The 25,811-nt window shown below is 71.2% G+C and carries 26 protein-coding genes and 1 tRNA gene; 14 read left to right on the plus strand and 13 right to left on the minus strand.

The features are described from left to right. Positions 1–210: 210 nt before the first annotated feature. Together AB0B33_RS12315 and AB0B33_RS12320 are read right to left on the minus strand one after the other, a co-directional pair. Positions 211–582 (minus strand): STAS domain-containing protein, encoded by a 372-nt coding sequence (locus tag AB0B33_RS12315; protein ID WP_360770128.1) that lies wholly within the window; start codon positions 580–582, stop codon positions 211–213. 225 nt (positions 583–807) lie between these two features. Further along, positions 808–1,020: a DUF2188 domain-containing protein gene (locus AB0B33_RS12320; protein ID WP_360770131.1), complete on the minus strand. Its 213-nt coding sequence runs from the start codon at positions 1,018–1,020 to the stop codon at positions 808–810. A gap of 275 nt (positions 1,021–1,295) precedes the next feature. Here AB0B33_RS12320 and AB0B33_RS12325 point away from each other — a divergent pair, with 275 nt between their 5' ends. Beyond that, positions 1,296–1,763, plus strand: coding sequence for a DUF4383 domain-containing protein (locus AB0B33_RS12325; RefSeq protein ID WP_360770134.1), 468 nt, complete (start codon positions 1,296–1,298; stop codon positions 1,761–1,763). A gap of 28 nt (positions 1,764–1,791) precedes the next feature. Here the strand turns inward: AB0B33_RS12325 and AB0B33_RS12330 are convergent, their stop codons facing one another. Next, complete coding sequence (locus AB0B33_RS12330) at positions 1,792–2,094, minus strand: hypothetical protein (protein ID WP_360770136.1); 303 nt, start codon at positions 2,092–2,094, stop codon at positions 1,792–1,794. A 72-nt stretch (positions 2,095–2,166) separates the two neighbouring features. Between AB0B33_RS12330 and AB0B33_RS12335 the strand changes: the two genes are divergently transcribed. After that, a complete protein-coding gene (locus AB0B33_RS12335; RefSeq protein ID WP_247021249.1) occupies positions 2,167–3,108 on the plus strand; it encodes a LysR family transcriptional regulator in 942 nt (313 codons plus the stop codon). Between the two features lie 19 nt (positions 3,109–3,127). On the opposite strand, the gene AB0B33_RS12340 is transcribed toward AB0B33_RS12335, so the two are convergent. Beyond that, complete coding sequence (locus tag AB0B33_RS12340) at positions 3,128–3,697, minus strand: TetR/AcrR family transcriptional regulator (protein ID WP_360770140.1); 570 nt, start codon at positions 3,695–3,697, stop codon at positions 3,128–3,130. Between the two features lie 91 nt (positions 3,698–3,788). Between AB0B33_RS12340 and AB0B33_RS12345 the strand changes: the two genes are divergently transcribed. Both AB0B33_RS12345 and AB0B33_RS12350 read left to right on the plus strand, forming a co-directional pair. Beyond that, a complete protein-coding gene (locus tag AB0B33_RS12345) occupies positions 3,789–4,736 on the plus strand; it encodes a 2-dehydropantoate 2-reductase N-terminal domain-containing protein (protein ID WP_360770143.1) in 948 nt (315 codons plus the stop codon). A gap of 198 nt (positions 4,737–4,934) precedes the next feature. After that, positions 4,935–5,240, plus strand: coding sequence for a hypothetical protein (locus tag AB0B33_RS12350; RefSeq protein WP_360770145.1), 306 nt, complete (start codon positions 4,935–4,937; stop codon positions 5,238–5,240). A gap of 87 nt (positions 5,241–5,327) precedes the next feature. Here the strand turns inward: AB0B33_RS12350 and AB0B33_RS12355 are convergent. Next, positions 5,328–5,401, minus strand: a tRNA-Leu gene (locus AB0B33_RS12355). Between the two features lie 176 nt (positions 5,402–5,577). Between AB0B33_RS12355 and AB0B33_RS12360 the strand changes: the two genes are divergently transcribed. From AB0B33_RS12360 to AB0B33_RS12390, 7 genes are all read left to right on the plus strand, one after another. After that, the gene (locus AB0B33_RS12360) at positions 5,578–6,192 is read left to right on the plus strand and encodes a response regulator (RefSeq protein ID WP_247021332.1); all 615 of its coding nucleotides are present in this window, start codon (positions 5,578–5,580) and stop codon (positions 6,190–6,192) included. A 426-nt stretch (positions 6,193–6,618) separates the two neighbouring features. Continuing rightward, positions 6,619–7,800 (plus strand): branched-chain amino acid ABC transporter substrate-binding protein, encoded by a 1,182-nt coding sequence (locus tag AB0B33_RS12365; RefSeq protein ID WP_360770393.1) that lies wholly within the window; start codon positions 6,619–6,621, stop codon positions 7,798–7,800. A 106-nt stretch (positions 7,801–7,906) separates the two neighbouring features. Continuing rightward, positions 7,907–8,905: a branched-chain amino acid ABC transporter permease gene (locus AB0B33_RS12370; RefSeq protein ID WP_247021334.1), complete on the plus strand. Its 999-nt coding sequence runs from the start codon at positions 7,907–7,909 to the stop codon at positions 8,903–8,905. Continuing rightward, entirely contained in the window at positions 8,902–10,047 is a 1,146-nt protein-coding gene (locus tag AB0B33_RS12375; protein ID WP_247021336.1) for a branched-chain amino acid ABC transporter permease, read from the plus strand. Before AB0B33_RS12370 ends, AB0B33_RS12375 begins: the two co-directional genes overlap by 4 nt. Continuing rightward, positions 10,044–10,970: an ABC transporter ATP-binding protein gene (locus AB0B33_RS12380; RefSeq protein WP_247021338.1), complete on the plus strand. Its 927-nt coding sequence runs from the start codon at positions 10,044–10,046 to the stop codon at positions 10,968–10,970. Before AB0B33_RS12375 ends, AB0B33_RS12380 begins: the two co-directional genes overlap by 4 nt. Next, positions 10,957–11,670 (plus strand): ABC transporter ATP-binding protein, encoded by a 714-nt coding sequence (locus tag AB0B33_RS12385; RefSeq protein ID WP_247021340.1) that lies wholly within the window; start codon positions 10,957–10,959, stop codon positions 11,668–11,670. Before AB0B33_RS12380 ends, AB0B33_RS12385 begins: the two co-directional genes overlap by 14 nt. Before the next feature lie 161 nt (positions 11,671–11,831). Further along, positions 11,832–12,593 carry a prolyl oligopeptidase family serine peptidase gene (locus AB0B33_RS12390; protein ID WP_360770151.1) on the plus strand — a complete coding sequence of 254 codons (762 nt, stop codon included), beginning with the start codon at positions 11,832–11,834 and terminating at the stop codon, positions 12,591–12,593. Here AB0B33_RS12390 and AB0B33_RS12395 read toward each other — a convergent pair. Together AB0B33_RS12395 and AB0B33_RS12400 are read right to left on the minus strand one after the other, a co-directional pair. Further along, positions 12,559–13,530 carry a LysR family transcriptional regulator gene (locus AB0B33_RS12395; protein WP_360770153.1) on the minus strand — a complete coding sequence of 324 codons (972 nt, stop codon included), beginning with the start codon at positions 13,528–13,530 and terminating at the stop codon, positions 12,559–12,561. The genes AB0B33_RS12390 and AB0B33_RS12395 overlap by 35 nt on opposite strands. Before the next feature lie 4 nt (positions 13,531–13,534). After that, positions 13,535–13,975 carry a hotdog fold thioesterase gene (locus tag AB0B33_RS12400; protein ID WP_086858832.1) on the minus strand — a complete coding sequence of 147 codons (441 nt, stop codon included), beginning with the start codon at positions 13,973–13,975 and terminating at the stop codon, positions 13,535–13,537. 62 nt (positions 13,976–14,037) lie between these two features. Between AB0B33_RS12400 and polA the strand changes: the two genes are divergently transcribed. The 3 genes from polA to AB0B33_RS12415 all read left to right on the plus strand — a co-directional run bounded on the left by polA (position 14,038) and on the right by AB0B33_RS12415 (position 19,232). Next, entirely contained in the window at positions 14,038–16,779 is a 2,742-nt protein-coding gene (gene polA, locus AB0B33_RS12405; RefSeq protein ID WP_360770157.1) for a DNA polymerase I, read from the plus strand. A gap of 102 nt (positions 16,780–16,881) precedes the next feature. Continuing rightward, complete coding sequence (locus AB0B33_RS12410; protein WP_360770160.1) at positions 16,882–17,415, plus strand: EF-hand domain-containing protein; 534 nt, start codon at positions 16,882–16,884, stop codon at positions 17,413–17,415. Positions 17,416–17,630: 215 nt separating this feature from the next. Beyond that, positions 17,631–19,232: a trypsin-like peptidase domain-containing protein gene (locus AB0B33_RS12415; protein WP_360770162.1), complete on the plus strand. Its 1,602-nt coding sequence runs from the start codon at positions 17,631–17,633 to the stop codon at positions 19,230–19,232. A 448-nt stretch (positions 19,233–19,680) separates the two neighbouring features. Here the strand turns inward: AB0B33_RS12415 and AB0B33_RS12420 are convergent, their stop codons facing one another. From AB0B33_RS12420 to AB0B33_RS12445, 6 genes are all read right to left on the minus strand, one after another. After that, positions 19,681–20,253 (minus strand): TetR/AcrR family transcriptional regulator, encoded by a 573-nt coding sequence (locus AB0B33_RS12420; RefSeq protein WP_247021350.1) that lies wholly within the window; start codon positions 20,251–20,253, stop codon positions 19,681–19,683. After that, positions 20,250–22,145 (minus strand): YhgE/Pip domain-containing protein, encoded by a 1,896-nt coding sequence (locus AB0B33_RS12425; RefSeq protein WP_360770165.1) that lies wholly within the window; start codon positions 22,143–22,145, stop codon positions 20,250–20,252. Before AB0B33_RS12425 ends, AB0B33_RS12420 begins: the two co-directional genes overlap by 4 nt. After that, a complete protein-coding gene (locus AB0B33_RS12430; protein WP_360770167.1) occupies positions 22,142–22,825 on the minus strand; it encodes an ABC transporter ATP-binding protein in 684 nt (227 codons plus the stop codon). The genes AB0B33_RS12425 and AB0B33_RS12430 overlap by 4 nt, the downstream gene beginning before the upstream one ends. A 108-nt stretch (positions 22,826–22,933) precedes the next feature. Continuing rightward, a complete protein-coding gene (locus AB0B33_RS12435; protein WP_247021355.1) occupies positions 22,934–23,854 on the minus strand; it encodes a GNAT family N-acetyltransferase in 921 nt (306 codons plus the stop codon). A gap of 17 nt (positions 23,855–23,871) precedes the next feature. Further along, the gene (locus AB0B33_RS12440) at positions 23,872–24,783 is read right to left on the minus strand and encodes a GNAT family N-acetyltransferase (protein ID WP_360770170.1); all 912 of its coding nucleotides are present in this window, start codon (positions 24,781–24,783) and stop codon (positions 23,872–23,874) included. Then, on the minus strand, positions 24,780–25,631 hold the full coding sequence (locus AB0B33_RS12445; RefSeq protein ID WP_360770173.1) for a class I SAM-dependent methyltransferase: 852 nt from the start codon (positions 25,629–25,631) through the stop codon (positions 24,780–24,782). Before AB0B33_RS12445 ends, AB0B33_RS12440 begins: the two co-directional genes overlap by 4 nt. Between the last annotated feature and the right edge of the window lie 180 nt (positions 25,632–25,811).

The following is a 25,811-nucleotide window of genomic DNA, read 5'->3' on the forward strand; positions in this document are numbered from 1 at the left end:
CTTCCGCAACCGCGACCAGCTCGTGCGCGCGGTTTTCGACCACTTGCTGACGACCGTGGTGGACAGCGTCGAGCGCTACACCAAGGCGGCCGACCGCGGGCGCCGACCGCAAGCGGTACCTCGCGCTCCTCATCGACGGGCCGCGCCCGGTGTCGACCACCGCCTCCGTCCACATCGGACCGCCAGGCGCCCGGTTCGCCTCGAGGTCGGTCAGCAGACCTCGATCGCTTCCCTGAAGCGCAGCGGGAAGAAGCCGATGGTGCAGAGGATCGGGCTTCCGGCGGAAACCCGGACGGTGCAAAGGATCTGGTGCTGACACGCCCGGAGGTAGCCGTGTTCGAGGGCGGAGAGCCCGGCGGCGCTGAGGAAGCCGACCTCGGTGAGGTCGATCACGAGCCGCCGCAGGGTGCTGTTGGCGCGGGCCTCGAGCAGCTCGGCCAGCCGCGGCGCGCCGGCGGCGTCGAGATCACCGCCGACTTCGACGACGGCGGTGCCGCTCTCCGGCCGGTGGGTCCGCACCCACAGGTCGGACGGCAGGGTGATGGCGGGCTGGACCGTGGTGCGGTCGAGTTCGATGGTCATGGTGGCCTGCTTTCGTAGGACACACCCTAGGTACAACGCTGAAGTGTGATCGCGGTGAGAAGGCCGCGCGACAACTGATGCCCCGAGCGCGGGGTACAGATTGCGGCCGTTGTCTCGACCGGTTCACCACCCACGGTAGAACAAGTAGCCGGTCGGGGCCACTTTTGGGTGACATCGGCGCGGCGGGCAGCACCACGGCGGCAGCCGGCCGGGGCACTGGCACGCCTACCGGTCGAGCGGCCGGAAAGTCCGCTCGCTTTCGATCCCGCCGTCGCGGTCGTGGACGACGTGCGCGACGTGTCGCTTCTTCGCGGTCTGCCGTCCGGCGACGACGGCGTCCACCCGGTGCCGCGAGGTGTTGGAAGCGCGGACGCCGCCCTCGATGCGGTTCTTCCACTGGCCGTCTTCGAAGTAGGTGTGCACGTCGCCGTCGGCCATGGGGGAACCCCTTCGCTCGGGTGCTCGACAGCGCAGGCGGGACGGCCGCGCGAGCGGTGGCCGTCGCGGCGCCCGAGCTGGGGTTGAACCCGAGACCACTTCCGAGGGCGGACCACGGGGATCCGGCGTCGGTCGGTGGCTGCGTGCCTTAACGCCGAGCGGATACCCGGACGGGCGCGATCGAACCCTCAGGTGTGTTCGCGGGAAAACCGGGAAGCCCGCTGTCCGTGCCGGAAGGCGGCACGTCTCTGATGCGGTTCCACGAAGGGAAAGCCATGTCGGCAACCAGTCCTGCTCGCACGCGGACACCGGTGCAGCTCACCGCGATGGTCGTGTCGGTCGTGTTCCTGCTGGTCGGCGTACTCGGGTTCGTCCCCGGCGTCACCACGGACTACGACCAGCTGAGCTTCGCCGGCCACGACTCGATGGCCATGCTGCTGGGCGTGTTCATGGTCTCGGTCCTGCACAACGTCGTGCACCTGCTGTTCGGCGTCGTCGGCCTCGCTTCGGCCCGCACCGCACGAGGCGCGCGGACGTTCCTGATCGGCGGCGGGGTCGTCTACCTCGTGCTCTGGCTGTACGGGCTGGTCATCGACCACGGCAGCGACGCCAACTTCGTCCCGGTCAACACCGCGGACAACTGGCTGCACCTGGGCCTGGGCGTCGCCATGATCGCGCTGGGCCTGCTCACCGCACGAGCCGGCGCGAACTCCCGCGCGGCCCGCGGTCCGGGTCTCGGCTAGTCCGGCGTCACGGTCGCCGCGAGACCGATCAGCCCGGGGAGCTCGACGGGGCTGTCTCACCCGGGGTCGGCCTGCCGCTCAGGGCGCCGCGCGCGCTGATCAGCGTGACCACGCTGATCAGGACCCAGACGAAGTTCGCGGCGACCCCGGGCCAGGCACCGCTGGCGGCGGCCGAGACGGCGAGCAGGGCGGCGCCCGACAGGTTGAGCGACTGGAACGTGGCCGAGCCCGATTCGACCACCCGGCCGGAGACCAGGCCGTACGCCGTTGCGGTGCCGAGTGCTCCCAGCCAGCCGGCCGTGGTGGCGGCCAGCGACAACATTTCCTCCATGGCGCCATCGTGACGGGCCGCGGGGGTACAACGCAATCGAAGTTATCTGCTCCGGGGGTTAAGCTCCGCTGAATGCAGATCGATCCGCGCCGGCTCGCCGTCCTGCTCGCCGTGCACCGCGCAGGCGGCGTGCTCGCCGCCGGTGATCTCCTGCACCTGACGCCCTCGGCGGTGTCCCAGCAGATCGCCCGTCTTGAGGAGTCGACCGGCACGGCGGTGCTCGACCGCCAGCCCACCGGCGCCGTCCTGACCCCGGCCGGGCGGGTCCTGGCCGAGGCGGCCGAGCACATCGAGGCCGAACTCATCGACGCGCGCAAAGCCCTGGCCGCCCTTGCCGAAGACGTCACCGGCACGGTCGTCATCGCCGGGTTCCAGTCCGTCATCCGCTCGCTGCTGATCCCGCTCGTGCACCAGTTGCGGGAGCAGTTCCCCGCGCTGGAAGTGGTGATCCGCGAGATGGAGACCGGCAAGGCGCTGCAATCACTGCGTTCGGGCACGGTCGATCTGCTCATCCTCGAGGACCGAAGCCTTTCAGGCGAGGGAAAACCGGCGCGCGGCACCCGCGACGTCCCCATCCTGGAAGAACCGTGGCTGGTGGTCCTGCCCACCGGCACCCCGGACCCGGCCAGCACGGCCGACTTGGAGCACCTGACCTGGCTGGGCGTCGACTCCGAAACGGCGGCGCACACGGCCACCGAGCACGCCCGCCGCGCATTCCCGCCCGCCCCGGCGCCCGGCCACAGCTACTACGACTACAACGTCGCCCTGTCGATGGTGGCGGGCGGCCTGGGCATCGCGCTCGTGCCCGCGCTCGCGGTGCGGGAAGCGGTCCCGGACGGTGCGAAGGCGGTGTCGTTGCCCGGCCTCGGAACCCGCACCCTCGTCGCGCGGCACCGCACCACCCGCTCGGAGCCACGCAAGGAGGTGGTGACGGTCCTCAACGCGATCGTCGCCCTCGCCGCCGGTCTCGACGCCGACATGCCGCGGACCGAAAACCCGGCAGATCCGTCCTGACGCGTCGGTGCCACGCTTGTCATGGCCGGCAGCGCAACCCGTCCAGCACGAGGGTGATGACACCGTCGGCCTCGGCCCGCCAGCCCGGTCGGTCGTGGGCCGCGCCGATGCCGTGCAGCGCCATCATCACGGCACCGGCGTCCACGTCGTCGCGGACGGCGCCGTCCCGCACGGCGGCGGCCACCAGGTCGGCGACCGCCTGCTCCAGCGCCCGGCTGCCTTCGGCGAGGTCGCCGGCCCGATCGGCCATGAGCGTGGCCAGCGTCCGGGCCAGGCCCTCGTGGGCCGCGATGTGGTCGACCATGCCGCGCAGGAAGGTCGCCAAGGCCTCCGCCGGGGGCAACGTGGCCTGCAGCCGGCGGGCGCGGTCGCACAGGGCGGCGACTTCCCCGCGGTAGACCGCTTCGGCCAGCGACTCCCGGGTGGGGAAGTGGCGGTACAACGTGCCGGTGCCCACCCCGGCCAACCGGGCGAAGTCGTCGAAGCGGAGGTCGAAGAAGCCGCCCGCGTCGAAGACCTCCCGGGCCTTGGCGAGCAGGGCGTCGCGCTTGCGCCGGGCATCGGCCCGCAGCGGCTTCTCGGCGGTCACGAACCACCCTCCCGTTGACAAATGGAGATGATCTCCATATTTTCAGAAGTGGAGATGACCTCCAGATCGACAATACCCCACGAGGTGCGGCGTGAAGATCCTGATGTTCGGCCGAGGCGTGATCGCCACCGTCTACGGCTGGGCCCTCCAACGGGCGGGGCACGACGTCGAGTTCTACGTCCGGCCGGGCCGCGCGGCGACGTACGGGGACACGGTGGAGCTCGACCTGAGCGACCTGCGGCGCCGGGTGTGGGGGCAGCGCGTCACCGAGAAGTGGCCGGTGCGCTACCGCGAGACCCTGGAGCCCGGCCACGACTTCGACCTGATCGTGCTCAGCGTGCCGCACCACCGCCTCGAGGAGGCAACGGCCTTCCTGGCCCCGCGCCTCGGCCAGGCCACGGTTTTGGTCTTCGGCAACATCTGGACGGAGCCCCCGGCCGCGATCGGCACCCTCCCGGCCGACCGCATCGCGTGGGGCTTCCCTCAGGCCGGCGGCGGCTTCGACGCGGGAGGAGTGCTCCGTGGAATGCTGATGCGTTCGGTCGTCTTCGGCACGCTCGGCGAGCCCCCGACCGACCGAGAACTGGCGGCGCGCCAGGCGTTCCGCGAGGCCGGACTCCGCATCAAGGAACGCCCCGACTTCCGCGGCTGGCTGTGGGTCCACTTCGCGTCGGACGCGGGCCTGCTCTCGCAGGGGCTGCGAGTGGGGTCTCTGTCCAAACTGGCCGGGTCGAGGAGAGACCTGCGCGAGGGCCTGCTGGCGGCCCGCGAACTGCTGCCACTCCTGGAGGCACGCGGCGTCGACCTACGACGTCACCGCGGCGGTGTGCTGCTGTTCCGGGCACCCACCTGGCTGACGGCTCCGGTGCTCGCCTGGCTCACCGCTCACGTCGAGCCGGCGCGCGTGAGTTTGGCGGCGCACTTCGACCCCGAGGCCGAGGAGCCACGCGAGGTCTGCCGGGACACACTGACCGAAGCACGGCGGTTGGGCATTCCGGTACCACGGCTGGAAGCGGCGGAACCGAACTTCGCCCGGTAGCAGAGCCCGGAACCGCAGCCGTACTCATCCACGTTCGGCCGACGTCCACTGTGGTCAGCCGGCCTACTGGTTCTCAGCACCAGCCAGACGTTGAGCGCGGCCAACCCGGCGCCGCCGCCCAGCCGCCCCGCGGGCGACCGTGGATGTGCGACCTGCGGCCGGCTGACGCAGATGTGGCAACATCCCACCGTGTCTCTGGTGACCTGGGAATTCGATGGCGGCTTGTACTGCGCTGCGGCCACCGAGACTGGCGTAGGCGAGGATCGGACCACGTATTTCGAGCTCAGTGAGGCGCGAACGGTTCCGGCTTCAGCTGCTATGCCTGCTTCACCGGCTCCAGGACCGACCGCCGTGACGGTGGTTGTCTACGCGCCCGAAGAAGAGAAGCCGGCGGACGTCTTCTTCGACGGGGAGCAGACGCTGCCGTTCGTCGTCTTGCAGCACTTCGTCGAGATCGTCGCTTCACAGGCTGGCGAGCACGCAATCCTGGGGCTGCCGTCCTGACTGCCCCGGACACAACTGGATCAGACAAGTGCGGCCCCTGCCCAGGTTCTTCCTGGTCAGGGGCCGTTTTCTGCTGGTGCTCGCGAGTGCCCCCGGTGAGATTCGAACTCACACTGGACGGGTTTTGAATCCGTTGCCTCTGCCAGTTGGGCTACGGGGGCGCGACGCGACAACCCTACGGGATCACCGCTCTCCTCCGACCTTCGGGGGCGGGAGTGTCGTCCCCGCCACTTCGTGGTGAACGCCATCTCTCGAACTGGATCGTTCCCGGTAGGCTTCAGGTTCGCGGGAAGCCGCGAAAAACCGACTGTCCCGCCGAGTCTTCAGGAGGACCCCGGTGACCGATCAGGCTACCGAGGCCAACGGTGCCGCCACCGTGCCGCAGCGACGGGTGCTCGTCGCGGAGGACGAGGCGCTCATCCGGCTGGACCTCGTCGAAATGCTGCGTGAAGAGGGTTACGAAGTCGTCGGCGAAGCCGGGGACGGGGAGCAGGCCATCGCGCTGGCCACCGATCTCAAGCCCGATCTCGTGATCCTCGACGTGAAGATGCCCAAGCTGGACGGGATCGAGGCCGCGGCCAAGATCACCGGGGATCGGATCGCGCCCGTCGTCATCCTCACCGCCTTCAGCCAGCGGGATCTCGTCGAGCGCGCGCGAGACGCCGGCACCATGGCCTACCTCGTCAAGCCCTTCGCGAAGCGGGACCTCGTGCCCGCCATCGAGCTCGCCGTCAGCCGGTTCTCCGAGCTGCAGGCGCTCGAGGCCGAGGTCGCCGGGCTCACCGACCGGCTCGAGACGCGCAAAGTCATCGACCGGGCCAAGGGGCTGCTCATGAGCCGCCAGGGGCTCACCGAGCCCGATGCCTTCCGCTGGATCCAGCGCACCGCCATGGACCGGCGGACGACCATGAAGGCCGTCGCCGAGGCCGTCGTGGAGAGCATCGGGAGCTGAACCACCACCGACACGGGGTGCGCCGGGACGACCGGCGCACCCCGTTTTCGTGACGCTCCGGGTGCCCGAAAGGGCGTTGTTGGTACCTTTGCGAACCTTCCCGGCGTGGCCGGGCGCGGTGATCGACTCGTGGTCCGTAGACTCTGCACACGTTTAACCGGGCGTCAAGGGGCACTCCGCGGGCTGTTGAGCACCGAGAGTCACCACCCGCTGGTCAGATTACGACGAGCGGGTGTAAATCATACGTTAATACTCGTGACGACCGTCACGATGTGGCTACAAGAGCACGCGTGACTCTGTGCAACGGCTCCCGGGGCGGCTACTTTCAGCGGCCAGTCAGGTCCCACATGGGGACAGCCGTCCTACCGGGCGGTCAGGTGGCATTTGGAGGAACGAGTGCAGAAAGCACGACTTGCGCGGTTCATCGTGCTGGCCGCTGCCGGGGCCATTTCGCTCAGCGCGTGTTCGGCACGCACGGACAGCGGCTCGGGCGACAGCAGCGCGAGCTCGCAGTCCCAGGCCGCGGCTCCGTCCGCCGCCGCCGACGCGGCCGACCCCGCCGGTGACGGCAAGGCCCAGTGTTCCCCGACCTCCATCGCGTACGCGGGCACCATCAACGGCGCCAACGCCGCGCTGGGCGTCAACATCCTGAACGGCGCGAAGCTCGCCGTGGAGCAGCACAACAAGGCCAACCCGGGCTGCCAGGTCAAGCTGGAGCAGTTCGACACCGAGGGCACGCCCGACAAGGCGCCCGGCATCGTGACGCAGATCGTCAACACGCCGGCCATCATCGGCGTCGTCGGCCTGCCGTTCTCCGGCGAGTCCAAGGCCGCGGGCAACATCTTCAACGGCGCGGGTCTGGTCACGGTCACCCCGTCGGCCACCAACCCGACCCTGTCCCAGAACGGCTGGAAGACCTTCTTCCGCGGCCTGGGCAACGACAACACCCAGGGCCCGGCCGCCGCGAAGTTCATGACCGGCGAGCTCAAGGCCAACAAGGTGTGCGTCATCAAGGACGACTCCGACTACGGCACCGGCCTGGCCGCGTCGACCATCCAGGCGCTCGGCGACAAGGGCACCTGCCAGGACTCCGTCAAGACGAAGCAGACCGACTTCTCGGCCGTGGTCAACAAGATCAAGAGCGAGAAGCCGGACGCGGTGTTCTACTCCGGGTACTACCAGGAAGCCGCTCCGTTCGCGCAGCAGCTGAACGACGCGGGCGTCGAGGCCAAGTTCGTGGGCCCGGACGGCGTCAAGGACGACGAGTTCGTCAAGGGCGCCGGCGAGGCGGCCTCGAAGGCGTACTTCACCTGCCCGTGCGTCCCGGCGGACCAGTTCACCAAGTTCACCGACGCCTACAAGGCCGCGGTCGGCAAGGACCCGGGCACCTACTCGCCCGAGGCCTACGACCTGGCGACGATCCTGCTCAAGGGCATCGACGCGGGCAAGAAGGACCGCGCCGGCCTGCTGGACTTCGTCAAGTCGTACGACGGCCAGGGCATCACGAAGCACTTCAAGTGGGACGACAAGGGCGAGCTGTCCAGCACGACCGTGTGGACCTACAAGGTCGAGGGCGGGAAGATCGTCCGCAACACCGAGATCAAGTAGCGCAACGCTCCCGTTCTGATTCCCGGGGTGCTCGCCCGGCGGCTCGATCCCGCCGGGTGGGCACCCCGGTCCCACATGGAGAACTAGTGTGTCATTGACTCATCACTTGAGCTCGGTCGTTCTGGCGCAGAGCGACAGCTGGATCACGTTCGACGTGAGCGCGTTCCTCGACCAGTTCTGGAACAACACGTTCGACGGGCTCGCCTACGGCAGCATCTACGCGCTCGTGGCGCTGGGGTACACCCTCGTCTACGGCGTCCTGAAGCTCATCAACTTCGCCCACTCCGAGGTGTTCATCTACGGCGTCTACGCGACGTGGTTCACCTTCTACGGCCTCGGGTTCCGCCCCGGTAACACGCCCACGCTCACCGTGATCGAGCTGATCGGCTTCCTGCTCCTCGCGTTGCTGGCGTCGATGGCGATCTCCGGCGGCACGGCGGTGGTCCTCGAACGGGTCGCCTACCGGCCGCTGAGAAAACGCGGCGCGCCCAAGCTGGTCTTCCTGATCACCGCGATCGGCGCTTCCTTCGTGCTGCAGCAGCTCATCTTCATCTGGCGCGGCGGCAACCCCGAGCTGGGCATCCGGCTCATGCGCAACCAGGAAGTCTTCACGCTCTTCGGCGGCAGCGTCACCAACGTCACGATCATCACGGTCGTCGCGTCGATCCTGCTGATGCTCGGCGCCAACTACTTCGTCAACAAGACGAAGTTCGGGCGCGGCATCCGCGCCGTGGCGCAGGACCCGGACACCGCGACGCTGATGGGCGTCAACAAGGAACGCGTCATCATGCTGACCTTCCTCATCGGCGGCCTGCTCGCCGGTGCGGCGGCGCTGTTCTACATGATGAAGATCCCGCAGGGCGCGTGGTACCAGGGCGGCTTCCTGCTCGGCATCAAGGCGTTCACCGCGGCGGTGCTCGGCGGTATCGGCAACCTGCGCGGCGCGCTGCTGGGCGGCCTGCTGCTCGGCGTCGCGGAGAACTACGGCCAGTCGCTGTTCGGCGGCGGGTGGCGCGACATCGTCGCGTTCGTCCTGCTGGTGCTGGTCCTGATGATCCGGCCCACCGGCATCCTCGGTGAGTCGCTCGGAAAGGCCCGGGTATGACGACGACCACGACCCAGCCGGCGGTGGCGAGCCCCGGCAAGCACTCGCTGCGCGAGCGCTGGAACAACCTGAGCCGCGTCCAGCAGTGGGTCATCCTGATCCCGCTGGTGGTGCTGATCTACTTCCTGCCGGTGCTGAACCCGCCGATCCTGACCACCCAGCCGGGGTACGACTTCCCGATCGCGATGTTCGAGGTGGCCCGCTACGCACTGGTCGCCATCGGCCTCAACGTCGTGGTCGGCCAGGCGGGCCTGCTGGACCTCGGGTACGTCGGGTTCTTCGCGATCGGCGCGTACGTGATGGCGCTGTTCACGAGTCCCGACTCGTCGCTGTCGCACCTGCCGTTCCTCGTCGTGCTGCCGATCGCCATGGTCGTGACGATGGTGTTCGGCGTGATCCTCGGGACACCGACGCTGCGGCTGCGAGGGGACTACCTCGCGATCGTGACGCTCGGGTTCGGCGAGATCGTCCGCCTGCTCGCGGACAACGTCGGCCCGCTGCGCGGCAACTCCGGCTTCAAGGAGGTCGGGCACCCGCCGGGCACGAACGCCGACGGCTCGGCGCTGTTCAACAACTCGAACGGCACGCCGTGGTACTGGCTGTGCGTCACGCTGATCATCGCCGTCCTGTTCCTGGTCGGGAACCTGGAGCGCAGCCGCGTCGGCCGCGCGTGGGTCGCCATCCGGGACGACGAGGACGCGGCGGAGATCATGGGCGTGCCGACGTTCAAGTTCAAGATCTGGGCGTTCATCAGCGGCGCGGCGATCGGCGGCCTCTCCGGGGCGCTCTACGCCGGACAGCTCGGCTTCGTGAACAACCAGAAGTTCGACGTCGTCACGTCGATGCTGTTCCTGGCCGCGGTGATCCTCGGCGGGTCGGGCAACAAGGTGGGTGTCCTCCTCGGCGCCTGCGTCGTCGCCTACGTCCCGCTGCGCTTCCAGGCGATCGCCGAGTACAAGTACCTGATCTTCGGCCTGGCGCTGATCATCCTGATGATCTTCCGGCCGCAGGGCCTGCTCGGTGCGCGCCAGCGCCTGCTCGCCTACGGCAGGCAGGCGTACCAACGACTGCTGGGCCGCGGTGAGCAGATCAGCAGTGACGGCGCGCTGCAGACCGAACCGACCCCGGGGAGCAAGTCATGACCGAGCCCCAGAACGGCGGGCCGGAGGTCGTCGCGGAGGGCGGCCTCGTCGCCGAACTGCAGCAGATGACGGCGGAGGAGCGGGCCGAGCACGACGCCGAGGTCGCCGAGGTCGTCGCGCCGGACCGCGACATCGAGGTCGAGGTCGGCGAGACGCTGCTCGAGGTCGACGACGTGACGATGCGCTTCGGCGGTCTCGTCGCGCTCGACCAGATCTCCTTCGGCATCCGCCGCGGCGAGATCCTCGGCCTGATCGGGCCGAACGGCGCGGGCAAGACGACGTGCTTCAACGCGATGACCGGCGTCTACCGGCCGACCTCGGGCGAGGTCCGGCTGGAGGGCAAGGCGCTGGGCAAGACGTCGCGGCACGGCATCACCCAGCTGGGCATCGCGCGGACGTTCCAGAACATCCGGCTCTTCAGCGAGATGACCGCGCTGGAGAACGTCGTCGTCGGCACCGACGCGCGGCACAAGACCAGCCTGCTCGGCGCGCTGGTCCGCTCCCCGCGCCACCACCGCGAGGAGAAGGCCGCCGTCGAGAAGGCGATGGCCCTGCTGGAGTTCGTCGGCATCGCCGACCGCGCGGCCGACCGGGCGAAGAACCTGCCCTACGGCTACCAGCGGCGCCTGGAGATCGCGCGGGCGCTGGCCACCGAGCCGAAGCTGCTCTGCCTGGACGAGCCCGCGGCGGGCTTCAACCCGGCGGAGAAGGAAGACCTGATGGGCCTGATCCGGACCATCCGCGACGACGGCTACACCGTGCTGCTCATCGAACACGACATGAAGCTCGTCATGGGCGTGACCGACCGGATCGTGGTGCTGGAGTTCGGCAAGAAGATCGCCGAAGGACTGCCCGCCGAGATCCGCGAGAACCCCGCGGTGATCGCGGCCTACCTGGGGGTGCCTGACGATGACGTTGCTTGAGTTGTCGGACGTGTCCGTCCACTACGGACGGATCCAGGCGGTTTCCGGGCTGTCCATCTCGGTCGAGGAAGGCGAGATCGTCACGCTGATCGGGGCCAACGGCGCCGGCAAGTCGACGACGATGCGGGCCATCTCGGGCATCCGGCCGATCTCGTCGGGCAAGATCACGTTCGCCGGCGAGGACATCTCCAAGCTGCGCGGCGACCTCCGGGTCGTCCGCGGCATCTCGCAGGCGCCGGAAGGCCGCGGGATCTTCCCGGGCATGACGGTGATGGAGAACCTCGACATGGGCGCCTACGCCCGCAAGGACCGCAAGGACCTGGCCGAGGACCTGGAACGGGTCTTCGAGCTGTTCCCGCGGCTGGCGGAGCGCAAGGGCCAGTTCGGCGGCACGATGTCCGGCGGCGAGCAGCAGATGCTCGCGATCGGGCGCGCGCTGATGGCGAAGCCGAAGCTGCTGCTGCTGGACGAGCCGTCGATGGGGCTCGCCCCGCAGTTCATCCAGCAGATCTTCCGGATCATCACGGAGATCAACAAGCAGGGCACCACCGTGCTGCTGGTGGAGCAGAACGCGCAGCAGGCGCTGTCCCGCGCCCACCGCGCGTACGTCCTCGAAACCGGCCGGATCACCAAGTCCGGCACCGGCAAGGAACTGCTCGCGGACAACAGCATCAAGGAGGCCTACCTGGGCGTCGGCTGACGTCCCGGCGGCTTTCACCCCGGCCCCGCACGCTCCGGCGTGCGGGGCCGGTTCGCGTTCCCGGCCACAACCACCGGTTGTCGTCGCGGTCCGGAAGGCTGTTGGACCCGCTCGTCTTCTCGCGGTTTGCTTGGGGCACAACGAAAACCGAGGAGCACGAGATGATCGAGGGTATCGCGGCCGGGGTGCCGTTCGTGGCGGTGCCGCCGGCGAACGCCGGCGAACCGGCGGCGCTGGTGGCCGGCTGGCACCTGATGGACGTGCCGTCGAGCGAGCAGGCGATGGCCGAGGCCGTGCCGATGGCGGGTCTCCAGGCGTGGCGGGTGTACTTCGGGTTGCCGCTGAGCGGGGCGCGGCTGCCCGAAGGCGGCCACGACGAGGTCTTCCGGCGCGCGGGCGAGGACGCCGTCCTGAACGTCTTCGAGCCCGTGACCGAGCAGGCGGCGGCCGAGTTCCCGGCGGCGCTGGCCGAGCTGCGCGACCGGCTGCCGGGCGCGAGCGGGCCGCTCGGGGTGTTCGGCGGCTCGGCCGGGGCGATCGTGGCGCTGGAGGTGCTGGCGCGCGGGGACGCCGAGATCACCGCCGCCGCGGTGGTCAGCCCGGTCGTCCAGCTCGCGCCGATGATCGCCGCCAACGAGCGGCGCTTCGGGGTGACCTACGCGTGGACCGAGCGGTCCCGCGCGGTCGCGGCGCGCTACGACTACGTGAACCGGGCCGCCGAGCTGACCGCGCCGCTGCTGCTCGTGACCGGGGCCGACGACGACGTCGCCGTGCGCGAACCGGCCGCGGCCCTGCACGAGAAGCTGGGTGCCGAGCTGGTGGCGGTCGAGGGGATGGCGCACGAACTCCCGCCGGGCACGCCGGCCGCGGCCCGGGTCGACGCCGCGTTCACCGGGTGGTTCGCGCGGCAGCTGCGAGGATGACGTCGTCGTCCGGCACCCAGGCGTGCGCCGGGTCGTAGGCGCACCAGTCCTCTTCGCGGCTGGTGCGCCCGGCCAGCGACATCAGCCGCTTCAGCGCCGGGTGCGCCTTCCCTCGCCGCCAGACCAGCGACCACGGGAACAGCGGCGACGGCTCGAACGGCAGCACCTTCAGGTTCAGGTCGGGCGCGAGCTCCATGTCCGCGCCGGCGAGCGTGACGCGCCGCTTGCCGTAGCGGGTCTGCTCCAGCGTGTGCCGCAGGTCGTAGCTGACGCCGGAGTCGTCGATCGGCACGCCGAAGCGGGTGCACAGCTCGTGCACGTAGGACAGCCATTCGGCGGGGCCGCCGTGCCCGGGCAGCCAGATCCCGTCGGCGCTGAGGTCGGTCAGCGGCAGGGTGTCCTGCACGGCGAGGGGGTGCTCCGGGGCGAGCAGGGCGACCAGCGGCTCCAGCCGGACGACCCGGTGCTCCAGCTCGTCGGGCAGCGCCCGCCCGAAGCCGTTCACCCGGCCGAAGGCGGCGTCGAGCTCGCCGCTCAGCAGCTTCTCGACGGCGGTGGCGAACCCGCCGCCGGCGACCTTGTCCACCCGCAGCCCCGCGTCCCGCTCGGCGAGCCGGCGCAGCAGGAACATCGGGGAGAGGCGGTAGTCGAGCAGGTCGAGGCGCAGCGGCCGGTCGTCGGCGCCCATGGCGGCCACCGCCGCGTCGGCCACCCGGACCAGCTCCCGCGCGTGCGGCAGGAACCGCTCGCCTTCGGCGGTCAGCTCGACCGACCGGTTGGTGCGCAGGAACAACGGCGTCGCGAGGGCGTCCTCGAGCTTGCGGATGCGCTTCGAGAGCGCCTGCTGGGTGAGGAACAGCGCCTGGGCGGCTCGCCCGAAGTGGCGCTGGTCCGCGGTCACCACGAACGCCCGCACCTGGGCGAGGTCGAGGTCCACCGGCTCAGGCGCCCGGCGGGCGGTCCCGGACGACGCAGGTGAGCCGGGCGGTGCAGGTGCGGCGGCCCTCGTCGTCGGTCAGCACGATCTCCGCGGTGATGGTGCCGCGGCCGACGTGCAGCGGCGTCGCGACCCCGGTGACGGTGCCCGCGCGCACGGCCCGGTGGTGGGTGCAGGACAGCTCGAGCCCCATCGCCGCGCGGCCGGGGCCCGCGTTGAGGGCCGCGACCGTCGAGCCCAGCGCCTCGGCGAGCACCGCGTTCGCGCCGCCGTGCAGCAGGCCGTAGGGCTGGAGGTTGCCCTCGACCGGGATCGTGCCGACCACGCGTTCGGCCGTCGCTTCGAGCAGCTTCATGCCGATCTTGTCGTTCAGCTGCTGGTCCGCCGCCGCCGGGTCGATGCCCGACAGCCGCTCCACGTCGATGGGGGCGGCACTGTCCGTCACACAAAGCTCCTGTTCCTATGCGACACGTAAGAGTGTCGGACCCTCAGCCTAGACTCGGGCCCGTGAGCCCGAGTGAGAAGACGACCGTTGCCAACGCCACAGGATCGACCAGCGTCGCCGAGCGCCCGAAGCTGCTGCTGATCGACGGCCATTCGATGGCCTACCGCGCGTTCTTCGCGCTGCCGGCGGAGAACTTCAAGACCAAGACCGGCCAGGTCACGAACGCGGTCTTCGGCTTCACCTCGATGCTCATCAACCTGCTCCGCGACGAAGCGCCGACCCACCTCGCGGTGGCGTTCGACCTCTCGCGCAAGACGTTCCGCTCGGAGACGTTCGCGGACTACAAGGCGAACCGCAGCGCGACCCCGGACGAGTTCCGCGGCCAGGTCGACCTGGTCAAGGAAGTCCTCGACGTGCTCGGCATCCCGTCGCTGACGAAGGAGAACTTCGAGGCCGACGACATCATCGCCACGCTCACGACGCAGGCGACGGCGGAAGACTTCGACGTCCTGATCTGTACGGGTGACCGGGACGCGCTGCAGCTGGTCACCGAGCACGTGACCGTGCTGTACCCGAAGCGCGGCGTGTCGGAGATGACCCGGTTCACGCCGGACGCCGTCGAGGAGAAGTACGGGCTCACCCCGCGGCAGTACCCGGACTTCGCGGCGCTGCGCGGCGACCCCTCGGACAACCTGCCGAACATCCCGGGCGTCGGCGAGAAGACCGCGGCCAAGTGGATCAAGCAGTTCGGCTCGCTCGACGACCTGATCGACCGCGTCGACGAGGTCAAGGGCAAGGCGGGGGAGGCGCTGCGGGCGCACCTCAGCTCGGTCCAGCTGAACCGCCAGCTCACCGAGCTGATCCGCGACGTCGAGCTGGAGATCGCCCCGGCCGGGCTGGAGCTGCGCCCCTGGGACCGCGAAGCCGTGCACGCGCTGTTCGACGAGCTGGAGTTCCGCGTGCTGCGGGACAGGCTGTTCGCGACGCTGCAGAGCGCCGAGCCGGAGGCCGACGAGGGCTTCGAGGTCTCGGGGGCCGCGCTCGCGCCCGGCGCGCTCGGCGCGTGGCTGGCGGCGCACGCGAGCGGGGGCGAGCCGGTGGCGCTGGCGTTCCGCGCGGTGGGCGCGTCCGTCCGCTCCGACCTGCGCGCGGTAGCTTTCGCTGCGGCGGACGGCGAAGGCGCGTATGTCGACGTCACGGCGATGGACCAGGCGGACGACGCCGCGCTGGCCGCCTGGTTCGCCGACCCGGAGATCCGCAAGACCGGCCACGACCTCAAGGTCGCGCTGCACGCGATCCACGCCCGCGGCTGGACGCTCGCCGGGCTCGCCATGGACACCGCGCTGGCCGCGTACCTGGTGCGCCCGGGCCAGCGCACGTTCGAGCTGGACGACCTCGCGCTGCGCTACCTGCACCGCGAGCTGCGCTCGGAGACCGACGGCGGCGACGGCCAGCTGTCGCTGCTCGACGGCGGCGCGGAAGGCCTGGAGCAGAAGGAAATCCAGGAAGAGCTCGTCAAGGCCCGCGCCATCTTCGAGCTGGCCGGCGCGCTCGAGAAGGAGCTGGAGGAGATCGGCGGCGCGAAGCTGCTCGCCGAGCTGGAGCTGCCGCTGCTGGAGGTCATCACCGAGCTGGAGATCGCCGGGGTCGCCGTCGACCTGGAGCAGCTGACCACGCTGGAAGCGCACTACCTTTCGCGCGTCACGCAGGCGGCCGAAGAGGCGTACGCGGTGATCGGCAAGCAGATCAACCTCGGTTCGCCGAAGCAGCTGCAGGTCGTGCTCTTCGACGAGCTCGGCATGCCGAAGACCAAGCGCACCAAGACCGGCTACACGACCGACGCCGAGGCGCTGCAGGGGCTGTTCGAGAAGACCGAACACCCGTTCCTGCAGCACATGCTGGAGCACCGGGACGCGACGAAGCTGCGCACGACGGTCGAGGGGCTGATCAAGTCCGTCGCCGACGACGGGCGCATCCACACCACGCTGCTGCAGACGATCGCGGCCACCGGGCGGCTGTCCTCGACCGAGCCCAACCTGCAGAACATCCCCGTGCGCACCGAAGAAGGCCGTCGCATCCGCGACGCGTTCGTCGTCGGTGAGGGCTTTTCCGAGCTGATGACCGCGGACTACAGCCAGATCGAAATGCGGATCATGGCGCACCTGTCGCAGGACGAGGGCCTGATCGAGGCGTTCAACTCCGGCGAGGACTTGCACACGTTCGTGGCGTCGCGGGCGTTCTCGATGCCGCCGGAGGAGATCACGCCGGAGCTGCGCTACCGCGTCAAGGCGATGTCGTACGGCCTCGCGTACGGGCTTTCGGCGTACGGGCTTTCGCAGCAGCTGCGGATTTCCACCGAGGACGCCAAGTCCCAGATGGAGGCGTACTTCGACCGCTTCGGCGGCGTGCGCGACTACCTCCACTCGGTGGTCGGGGTCGCGGCGAAGAACGGTTACACCGAAACGGTCTTCGGCCGCCGCCGCTACCTGCCCGACCTCAACAGCGACAACCGCCAGCGCCGCGAGATGGCCGAGCGGATGGCGCTGAACGCCCCGATCCAGGGCAGCGCGGCCGACATCATCAAGGTCGCGATGCTCAACGTCCACCGCGAACTCGTCAAGGCGAAGCTGAAGAGCCGGATCCTGCTGCAGGTCCACGACGAACTCGTGCTGGAGGTCGCCGAAGGGGAGCGCGAACAGCTGGAGAAGCTGGTGCGCCACGGCATGGGCTCGGCGTACGAGCTCGCCGTGCCCCTCGAGGTCTCGGTCGGTTACGGGCGGTCCTGGAACGAAGCCGCGCACTGACCGTTCGCCTACTCTGCGTCGCGACCCGGATCACCGGGTCGTGGCGCGGGAGCACCCGGGCGGCCGTCGTCGGATGCCGTTCGCCGCGACGAAGCTGGCGGCATGGCCAGTGACTTCCAGCGACGCAAGATCTCCGTCGTCTTCGGCGCCCTCGACGCCGACGACGACGGGTATCTGACCGAGTCCGATTTCCGGGCGCTCACGGCGAGGTGGCTCGACGTGCGCGGCACCGACGGCGGCAGCCCCGACGGCGAGAAGCTCGCCGCGATCATGATGGGCTGGTGGGCGACCCTGCGTGCGGCGTCCGACCGCGACCGCGACGGCAAGGTCTCCCTCGACGAGGTCCTCGGTGTCGTCGACGAACTCCCGCAGATGCCGGGCGCCGTCACCGGCACGGCCGCGGCGATGTTCGAAGCGGTCGACGAAAACGGCGACGGCGCGATCTCGGCGGCGGAGTACCACCGGATGATCGAGGCGTGGAGCGGCGCCACGACGTCCACCGGCGACGCGTTCGCGCTGCTCGACACCGACGGCGACGGCCGGCTTTCCCACGACGAGTTCACCGGCCACTGGTACGAGTTCTGGGCGGGCGACGACCCGGCCGCGCCGGGCAGCTGGGTGTTCGGCCGGGTTTGACGGGTTTGCCGGTGCAGTGTCTGGTGATCTTTCGGGCAGACCGCTCAGCGAGCAGTCGGTCCCGCTGAGCGGTCTCCCCGGGGGCTCGTTCAGTCATCCGCGCACGAAAACCGTTGGCATTGCGACGAACGGAGGACTCCGTTCGGGTGAGCTATTACCGCTGGGTAGGGAGGTCGGCGCCCGAGGCGCGGCGATCACGGCGTAGGGTCCGCCGAATGGGGTTCGAGCGTGAGCGACGACGCTGGCGGGTCCGGCTGCACGACGAACTCGGCCGGGTGTGCGGGGCGGGCACGGTACTGGACGAGTACCACGTGCTGACGAGCGCGCACGTCGTCGAGACGGCCGGCGGGCCGAGGTCCGCGCTGACCGTCGACTTCGTCGGCCTGGCCGAGGCACTGCCCGGCACCGCGACCGTCGTCGAAGGCTGCTGGGTGCCCTCCGACGGTGGCGGGCACGGCGATCTCGCCCTGCTGCGCCTGGACCGCCCCGAATCGCGCGTGTTCCGCGCGCCGCTGCACCGCATGCCGCTGGGCGAGCACCAGCTCGTGCGCGCGTTCGGCTTCCCGCCCGGCTCGGTCGGCCGGTGGACGCACGCCCGGCTCGGCGCCCCGGAACCGACCGGCGGCGAGTGGGTCCGCCTGTTCCGCACCGCCGAAGCCGAACCGCTCGGCCCCGGCTTCGGCGGCACGGCGGTGCTCGACGAGGCGACCGGCCACGTCGTCGGCGTGGTCGTGGGCAAGGACACCGGGACGTGGATGGTGCCCGTCGAAACCATGCTCGGCCACCTGCCGCAGCTGAGCATCTGGACGTCCGGCAGCCCCGCCGTCGACGCCAGCTTTTCGCGCCCGGTCGGGGAAGCCGTCGACGTCTCGTTCGTGCAGCGCGTCGCGGACTGGTTCGCGAAGGCCGAGCCCGGCACGGTCTGGGTGGTCGACACCGGCGAGGCGGGCTCACCGGTGGCGGCGGCCCTGCGGTTCGGCATCGTCCTGGCCGACCGCGAACGTTCGCTCGGCGTGGCCGGCCTGCCGCCCGCGTTCGGGCAGATGCCGCCGGCGGGCAGCGTCGACCTGGCCGTCGACGCGACCGGCCGCACCGCCGACGCCGTCCGCCACCGCATCGCCGACCGGCTGACGAACGGGGTCGCCGGCCGCACCCTGGTCGTCGACGCGATCGACGACTCCGCCGAACCCGACCGCCTGGTCGGCGAGGTGCTCGCCCCGCTGGCCGGCCGCGCGGCCGAGCTGGGACTGCGCCTGCTGCTGGGTTTCCGCGAGGAGTCGTCCCCGGGAGTGGCGGCGGTCCGCGCGGGCACGGCGGCGGCCCGCCCGGCCCCGGACGACCTCGCCGGCCGCCTCGAGGTGCTGACGCAGGCGGTGGCGGAGCTCGCGGAGATCGAGGCGTACCAGCTGCGCGTGGCGACGCGCTTCACGGGCGTGGCCATGCTCCCGGCCCGCGCCCACCGCCTCCGCGGCGCGCTGAAGCAGCTGCGTTCGGCGGAGGTCGACGGCGACGCGGAGTGGGTGGAGCGCCACATCGACAGCCACGAGCACGCGGTAGCCCCAGCGGTCGAGGACGGCCGCCGCCAGCGCGCGGTCCTGGACGGCTTGATGGCCCGCCGCGAGGAACTCCGAGCGCGCCTGGCGGGCGACAACGAGCTGGCCCGCGAGCACGGGCTGGAGAGCGACCCGGAACTGGACCAGGCGTACGTCCCGGCGAAGCGCCTGCTGATCGACGGCCCGTGCGAGCTGACGGCAGCGGCCACGGCGGTGGACACGTACGCGGCAGCGGTCCGGGCGCGGTTGGAAGACCGCGGCTGAGCCGTCAGTTCCGGCGCCCGTCCGCGACCGCATCAGGCTCGGCCACTTCACTCGGCTGAGCCGATCACCCGAGACGGCCGCGCGGGACCACGGCTTGTGCGGGCGTTGGGAACGGTGAGTGGCAGCGGTCCGGGCCCGTCCGGAGGACCGCGGCTGAGCAGTCCGTTGTGGCCCCGGCCGCGACCACACCAAGCTCGGCCACCTCACGCGGCTGAACCAACCACCCCGAGACGGCCGCGCTCGAACATGCCTTGTGCGGGCGTTGCCGAACCGCGAGCGGCAGCGGTCCGAGCCCGCCCGGAAGACCGCGGCTGACCTCAAGTTTCGTGAAGGCCACCTCCAGGAACTCTGCGTTCCTCAAGGTGACCTTCACGGCTTTCGCCCCACGGAATTGTCGGTGCCGCCCGGTAGCGTGGAAAACGGGGGCGCCCCCGCGGGCCAGGCTGAGCTACCGCCGCCCCAGACCCCGGATCAGCACCATCACCGCATCCCGGACCTCCGCCCGGGTCCGCTGTGGTCCGAACACCTGCCAGTCCAGCGCCACCACCAGCATGGTCCCGAACAGTCCCGCCGCCGCCGTCGGGATCTCCACTCCCTCCGGCAGGCGCCCCGCCGACTCCAACCGGGACAGCTGCTGCTTCACGATCGAGATGATCTCCTCGCGCAGCAGCGAAAGCGTCCCGTGCCACTGGCCCGGCGTCCGCCACAGCTCGCTCACCAGGATCTGCGAAAACCCCGGGTACTGCGCGATGAACTCCAGCGTCGTGTCGACCTGCGCCTCGATCACCGCCAGCGGGTCCGCGTCCGAAACGGCGGAGCGCAACCGGAGAGCGAGCATGTCGACGCCGTACCGCAGGAGCGCGTCGACGAGGCCGTCCTTCGAGCCGAAGTTGTAGTACACCGTCCCCTTCGCGACCCCGGCCGCCGCCGCGATGTCGTCGACCGTCAGGCCGACGAGGCCCCGGCTCTTCGAGAGCTCCAATGTGGCCTCGAAGAGCTTCTGCTTCGTCCCGCCGCTCACAGGCTCAGTTCGGGCTTGAGCGCGGACACCGTCCAAACGCGACGTTTGCGCGCGGCCAGCGTGGACACCAGGATCCCGCCCACCAGGTAGGCCAGCAGCACGCCGATGTCGCCGAGCAGGTTCACCGTCGCGCCGCTGTAGAACAGGTGGCGGAAGCCGTCGATCGCGTAGCCCATCGGGAGCGCCACGTGCAGCGGGTACAGCGCGTCCGGGATCGTCTGCCAGGGGAACGTGCCGCCCGCGCTGACCAGCTGCAGCACCAGCAGCACCAGGCCGAGGAACTTGCCGACCGCGCCGAAGAACGCGTTGAGCGCGTGCACGACCGACGTGAACGTCAGCGACACCAGCACCGCGAATCCGATCGCGCCCAGCGGGTGGGCGATGTGGATGCCGACCAGCCACGTCACCGCGCCGAAGAGGACGACCACCTGCGCGATGCCCAGCAGCGCCGAGGACAGCCAGCCGCCCACCGCGACGCGGAACGGGGCCGCGCCCGCCGTCAGGGCCCGCGTCGAGAGCGGGCGCAGGATCAGGAACAGCACGAACGCGCCGATCCACGTGGCCAGCGAGATGAAGAACGGGGCCAGCCCCGCGCCGTACGTCCCCGCCGACGCCTCGCCGTTGGCGTTCACCGCCACCGGGTCCGCGATCGTGGTGGCCGTCGCGGTGCGGGTCGGGTCGTCCGGGTTCGGGATCTGCTGGAGCCCGGCCGCCAGCCCGTCGCGCAGCTTCACCGCGCCGTCCGCGAGCTGGTTCGTGCCGTTGACGGCGGTCTTCTCGCCGTCGTTGAGCTGCGAAGCGCCGTCACGCAGCTGGTTCGCCCCGTCGGACGCCTGTGCGATGCCGCTCGCCAGCTGCGGGGACGCCGCCGCGAGCTTGGCCGCGCCGTCGGACACCTGGCGGGCGCCGTCGGCCAGCTTCGCGAGGTCGCCGTTGGCCTGCTGGATCTTGCCGTTGGCCTGGTCGACGGGGGAGCGCAGCTGGTCGGCCTTCGCGAGGATCGCCTGCACCTGCGTCTCCGGCACGCCGGCGTCGCGCAGGTCGGTCTGCAGCTGGCTGCGGTAGGAGTCGAGCTTGCCCTGGATGTCCGACGACGCCGTCGCGGCGATCGAAGCCGCGTCGGCGACCTTCTGGTCCCCGGCGGCCACCTGCGAAGCGCCGTTCGCGAGCTGCTGCGTCTGCGACGGCAGGGAAGCGGTGCCGCTCTTGATCGTGCCCAGGCCGGTCGCCAGCGTCGACGAGCCGTCCGCGAGCTTCGCCGCGCCGTCGGCCAGCTTCTGCTGCCCCGTCTTGAGCTGCGTGGCGCCGTCGGCGAGCTGGGACGCGCCGGTCGAAGCCTCCTGGATCTTCGCGTAGATCGTGGAGAAGCCGACCAGGAACCGGTCCGCTGCCTCGCTGCCGACCTTCTCCGCGATCGTCTTGCGCACCTGCTCGGCGACCTGCTTCGCGATCGTGCCGGACAGGTAGTTGTTGGCGTCGTTGGTGGTCAGCGTGATCGTCGCCTGCTGCGGCTGGAAGTTGCCGACCGACAGCAGCGCGGCGGAGAAGCCGCTCGGGATGCCGATGGCGAACGAGTACTTGTCGTCGCGGACGCCGTCGCGGGCCTCCTGCTCGGACACCTCGTGCCACTGGAAGGTGCCGGACTTGACCAGCTCGTCGGTCACCTCGCGGCCGACGTTGCGCTGCTGCCCGCTCGCATCCTTCGCGCCGCTGTCGCTGGTGAAGACCGCGGCGGGCAGCTTGTCGAGCCGGCCGTACGGGTCGTAGTTCGCGTAGAGGTAGAAGGACGCGTAGAGCAGCGGTACCAGCACGAGCGCGACCAGCGCGAGCTTCGGCATCGTGCCGGTGGACAGGCGGCGCAGCTCGTTGCGCGCGATGCGGAAGGCGTTCATTCGGAGACCTCGTCAGTGCTCTCGGGGAGCTCTTCGGCGGGTGCGGGGGCGTGGTGCTGCGGCTCCGGCTGCTCGGCGGCGCCGAGGCGCGCGGGCGGGAAGGGGAGCGCGGACAGCGGGGTGGTCGCGGTCAGCACGACGACGGCGAGACCGCGCCCGGCCAGCTCGCGCGCGAGCCCGGCCCAGCTGTCGACGTCGCTGGTGTGCCGGTCCGGGGTGTCGAGGACGAGCACGCGCACGCCCTTGCGCTCCGCGGCCAGCTCGGTCAGCAGCCGGGTGCGCAGGGTGGGCGCGAGGTTCTCGAACCGCGTGCCCGCGAACGGCGCGGCGTCGTGCTCGCCGAGCCACCGGGCGACGTCCTCCTTGCCCGCCGGGCGGTGCGCCAGCGCGAGCTCCTCGCCGGCGACCACGCGCAGGGGCAGGGCGTCGTCGGGTTCGCTGACGTCCGGCGCGTCGACGACCGCGACGAGCTCGGTCAGGCCCGCGTCGACGCCCTCGGCGTGCACCGTGCCGGTGGTCGGCTTGAGCCGCCCGGCCAGCGCCAGGCCGAACGCCGTGACGCCGACGCCGGGTTCGCCGTGCACGATCGCCAGGTCGCCTTCGCCGAACGTCAGCGAGGTGGGCGGTAACAAGGTGCCGTGGTGCCCTTCGAGGGACACGCGATCGGCTCGGACCTGCACGATTTCTCCCGCTTCGCGAACTTTTGAACTGACCGGTCAGTTCAAAAACGTAGTCCCGACGGGAGGTTGGAGCAAGATCACCGGACGCACGTCACACGAGCGAGTGATTCACCGGAGCGCCGACGCCGGGCGCACTTCCCAGCTCGTCCACAGCGGACGATAGCCCTGCCGGTGCCAGAACACCGAGGCCAGCGGGTTGGTCGGGTTGTAGTAGAGGTACGTGCGGGTGGCGCCGCCGCGGTGGAGCTCCCGGTGCACGTGGGCCATCAGCGCCCGGCCGAAGCCGCTCCCGCGCTCGCCCGGCGCGGTCACGACGTTGTTCACGTACCCCCAGCGGCCGGTCGGGAGCAGCTCGCCCGCCTCGCTCCCCGGCGTCGAATCCACCCACGCGCAGTGCGCGAGCGCCCGGATCCCGCCGTTCTCTTCGGCCAGCCAGACGGGCGGTTCGTCCTCGTCGAGCGCGGCTCGCAGGCCCGGCCCCAGCAGGTCCGCGGTGTTGGCCCGGCGGGGCGCGGCCACGAGGCCGGTGTAGTCGAAGGTCGCCTCGGCCAGCGCCACCGCGGCGGCGTGGTCGGCCGGCCCGGCGCGGCGGACGGTGACCGCGGGGTCCGCCGCACCCGGGGGAGCGGTCCGCACCGCGACCGCCGACAGCGGGACCAGGCCGTGGTCGAGGAAGGCGCGGATCGCCTCCGCGTCCCGGCTCGGCCAGAGGACGACGCACGCCGAGTCGTCGCCGGTCGCCTCCGCGTCCAGCCGGCCCCGCAGCGCACGCAGCAGCACGTCGACGCCCTCGGTGCCGGTGTCGCCGAAGTAGGGGAAGAGCTGCCAGGTGTCGGCGGCCGACCACAGCATCGGGACGTCGCCGGGGCCGAACCGCTGCCGTTGGAGGACGCCGGTCACCTGGGTGCCGGCCGCGGTGGCCGCGTCCAGCCGCTCGCCCTCGGCAGGCGGTGCGGCGGGCGGGAGCAGCGCGTCGACCGCCGCGAACCGCGCCTGGTGGGCCGCGAGCAGCGGCTCGGCGATGTCCATGGGGTTCCCCCTCGCGATCAGGACCAGGCGGGGCGCCGGATCCACATGGTCCACAGTGGACGATAGCCCTGCCGGTGCCAGAACACCGGGGACAGCGGGTTCGGCGGGTGGTAGAAGAGGAACGTCCCGAGCGCGTCCGGCCGGAGCAGTTCCCGGTGCGCCGCCGCCATCAGCGCCCGGCCCACCCCGCCGCCGCGCGCCGCGGGCGCGACCGACAGCGTGTCGACGTACCCCCAGCGCCCCGGCCGCAGCCGCCCGTGGATGCTGTCGCCCGGCGCCGGGGCGGCCAGCGCGCACGCGGCCAGCCCGGCCGGCACGCCGTCGTCCTCCGCGAGCCACACCAGGCCGGAGAAGCGCAGCGCGCGGACGACCTCCGCGCGCAGCAGCGGCCGCGCGCCCGGCCGCTGGACGGCGGTGCCGACCAGCGACGTGTACCGCCACTCGGCCAGCCGCAGGTCGGTCAGGGCTTCGACGTCGCCGTCCCCGGCGCGGCGGACGGTGACCCGCGCCGGCCCGGGTTCCGCCGGCGGGTCCGGCGGCCGCACCGCCAGGCACGTCGACGGCGCGAAGCCGTGGGCCAGCAGGACCGCCGACGCCTCGGTGTCGCGGCTCGGCCAGGCCACCGTGCAGCCCGAGTCCGCGCTCGGGCTCGTCCCGCGCAGCCGCTCGCGCCAAGCGTCGAGCAGCGCGGCCAGTCCCGCCGCGCCGCTGTCGCCCGGCACCGGGGTCAGGTCCCAGATCTCCGACGGGCCCCACAGCGTCGGCCACGAGCCCGCCGGGTGCACGTGGTGGGCGAGCAGGCCGCCCGCCTTGCGGCCGCCGGTGGTCACCAGCAGCGGCTCGCTCACCGCGGGCGGGGCGGCGATCGGCGGCAGCAGCGGGTCGAGCGCGGCGAACCGCGCGTTCTGCTGCTCCTCCAGGGAGCTCACGAGCGGCGCGTGCGGAAGATCGCCGTGCCGGGGAAGAGCTTCCCGCGCAGGGGGCTCCACTGGCCCCACTCCCGCGTGTGCCCGGCCGGCCACTCGGGCTCGACCAGGTCGGTCAGCGCGAACCCGGCCGCGGCCAGCGCCCGGACGTAGTCGCCGAGGGTGTGGTGGTACTCGACGTAGGTGGCGGTGCCCTCGTCGTCGACCTCGACGTACGGCGTCCGGTCGAAGTAGGGCTGGGTGGCGGTGAGCCCCAGCGGGCCCGGGTCGTCCGGGAAGATCCACCGCATCGGGTGAGTCACCGAGAACACCCACGGCGCGCCGGCCCGCAGCACCCGGTGCACCTCGGCGAAGACCGCGTCGACCGAAGCGACGAAGGGGATCGCGCCGAAGGCCGAGCAGGCCGCGTCGAAGCTGCCGGTCGCCAGCGGCAGGTACTCGGCGTTGGCCTGCACGAGCGGCACGGCGAGGCCGGTGCGCTCGTTGCCTTCGCGGGCGTGGCGCAGCATGCCGGCGGAGAGGTCGGTCGCCACGGCGTGCGCGCCCTGCTCGGTCAGCCAGCGCGAGCACGCGGCCTGCCCGCAGCCGACCTCCAGCACGCGCTTGCCGCGGACGTCGCCGAGCAGCCGGGCCTCCGCCTCCCGCACGCCCTCCGGGCACCAGACGAAGTCGGCGTCGCCGAGGAAGCCGCCGTGCTCGGCCTGGTAGTCGTCGGCGTCGGCGTCCCACCAGGCGAGGTTGGCCGCCGCGGCCTCCGGCCCGCCGACCTCGCGGTAGGCGACGGCGGCGGTGCCCAGGTGGTGCTCGGCCGCGTCGTGGCGCCCCGGCGCGGGCGGCTCCTCCGGTGGCATGATGGTGGTCTCCGGTCCCTGGGGGTTTGCTTCCGCGAGGACCTTAGCGAGCGGCGGGGACCCTGATTGTGCCGCCCGGCGACCGCCGCGTAGGATAAGTGTTAGCGCAGTGGGTTCGCGCTGCCTTCCGCTCAGCTTCTGGTTGGGACTCGGGTCGCGCACCGTATGCGGGTCATGCCG

Source organism: Amycolatopsis sp. NPDC049159, assembly GCF_040648295.1.
Lineage (GTDB): Bacteria > Actinomycetota > Actinomycetes > Mycobacteriales > Pseudonocardiaceae > Amycolatopsis > Amycolatopsis pretoriensis_A.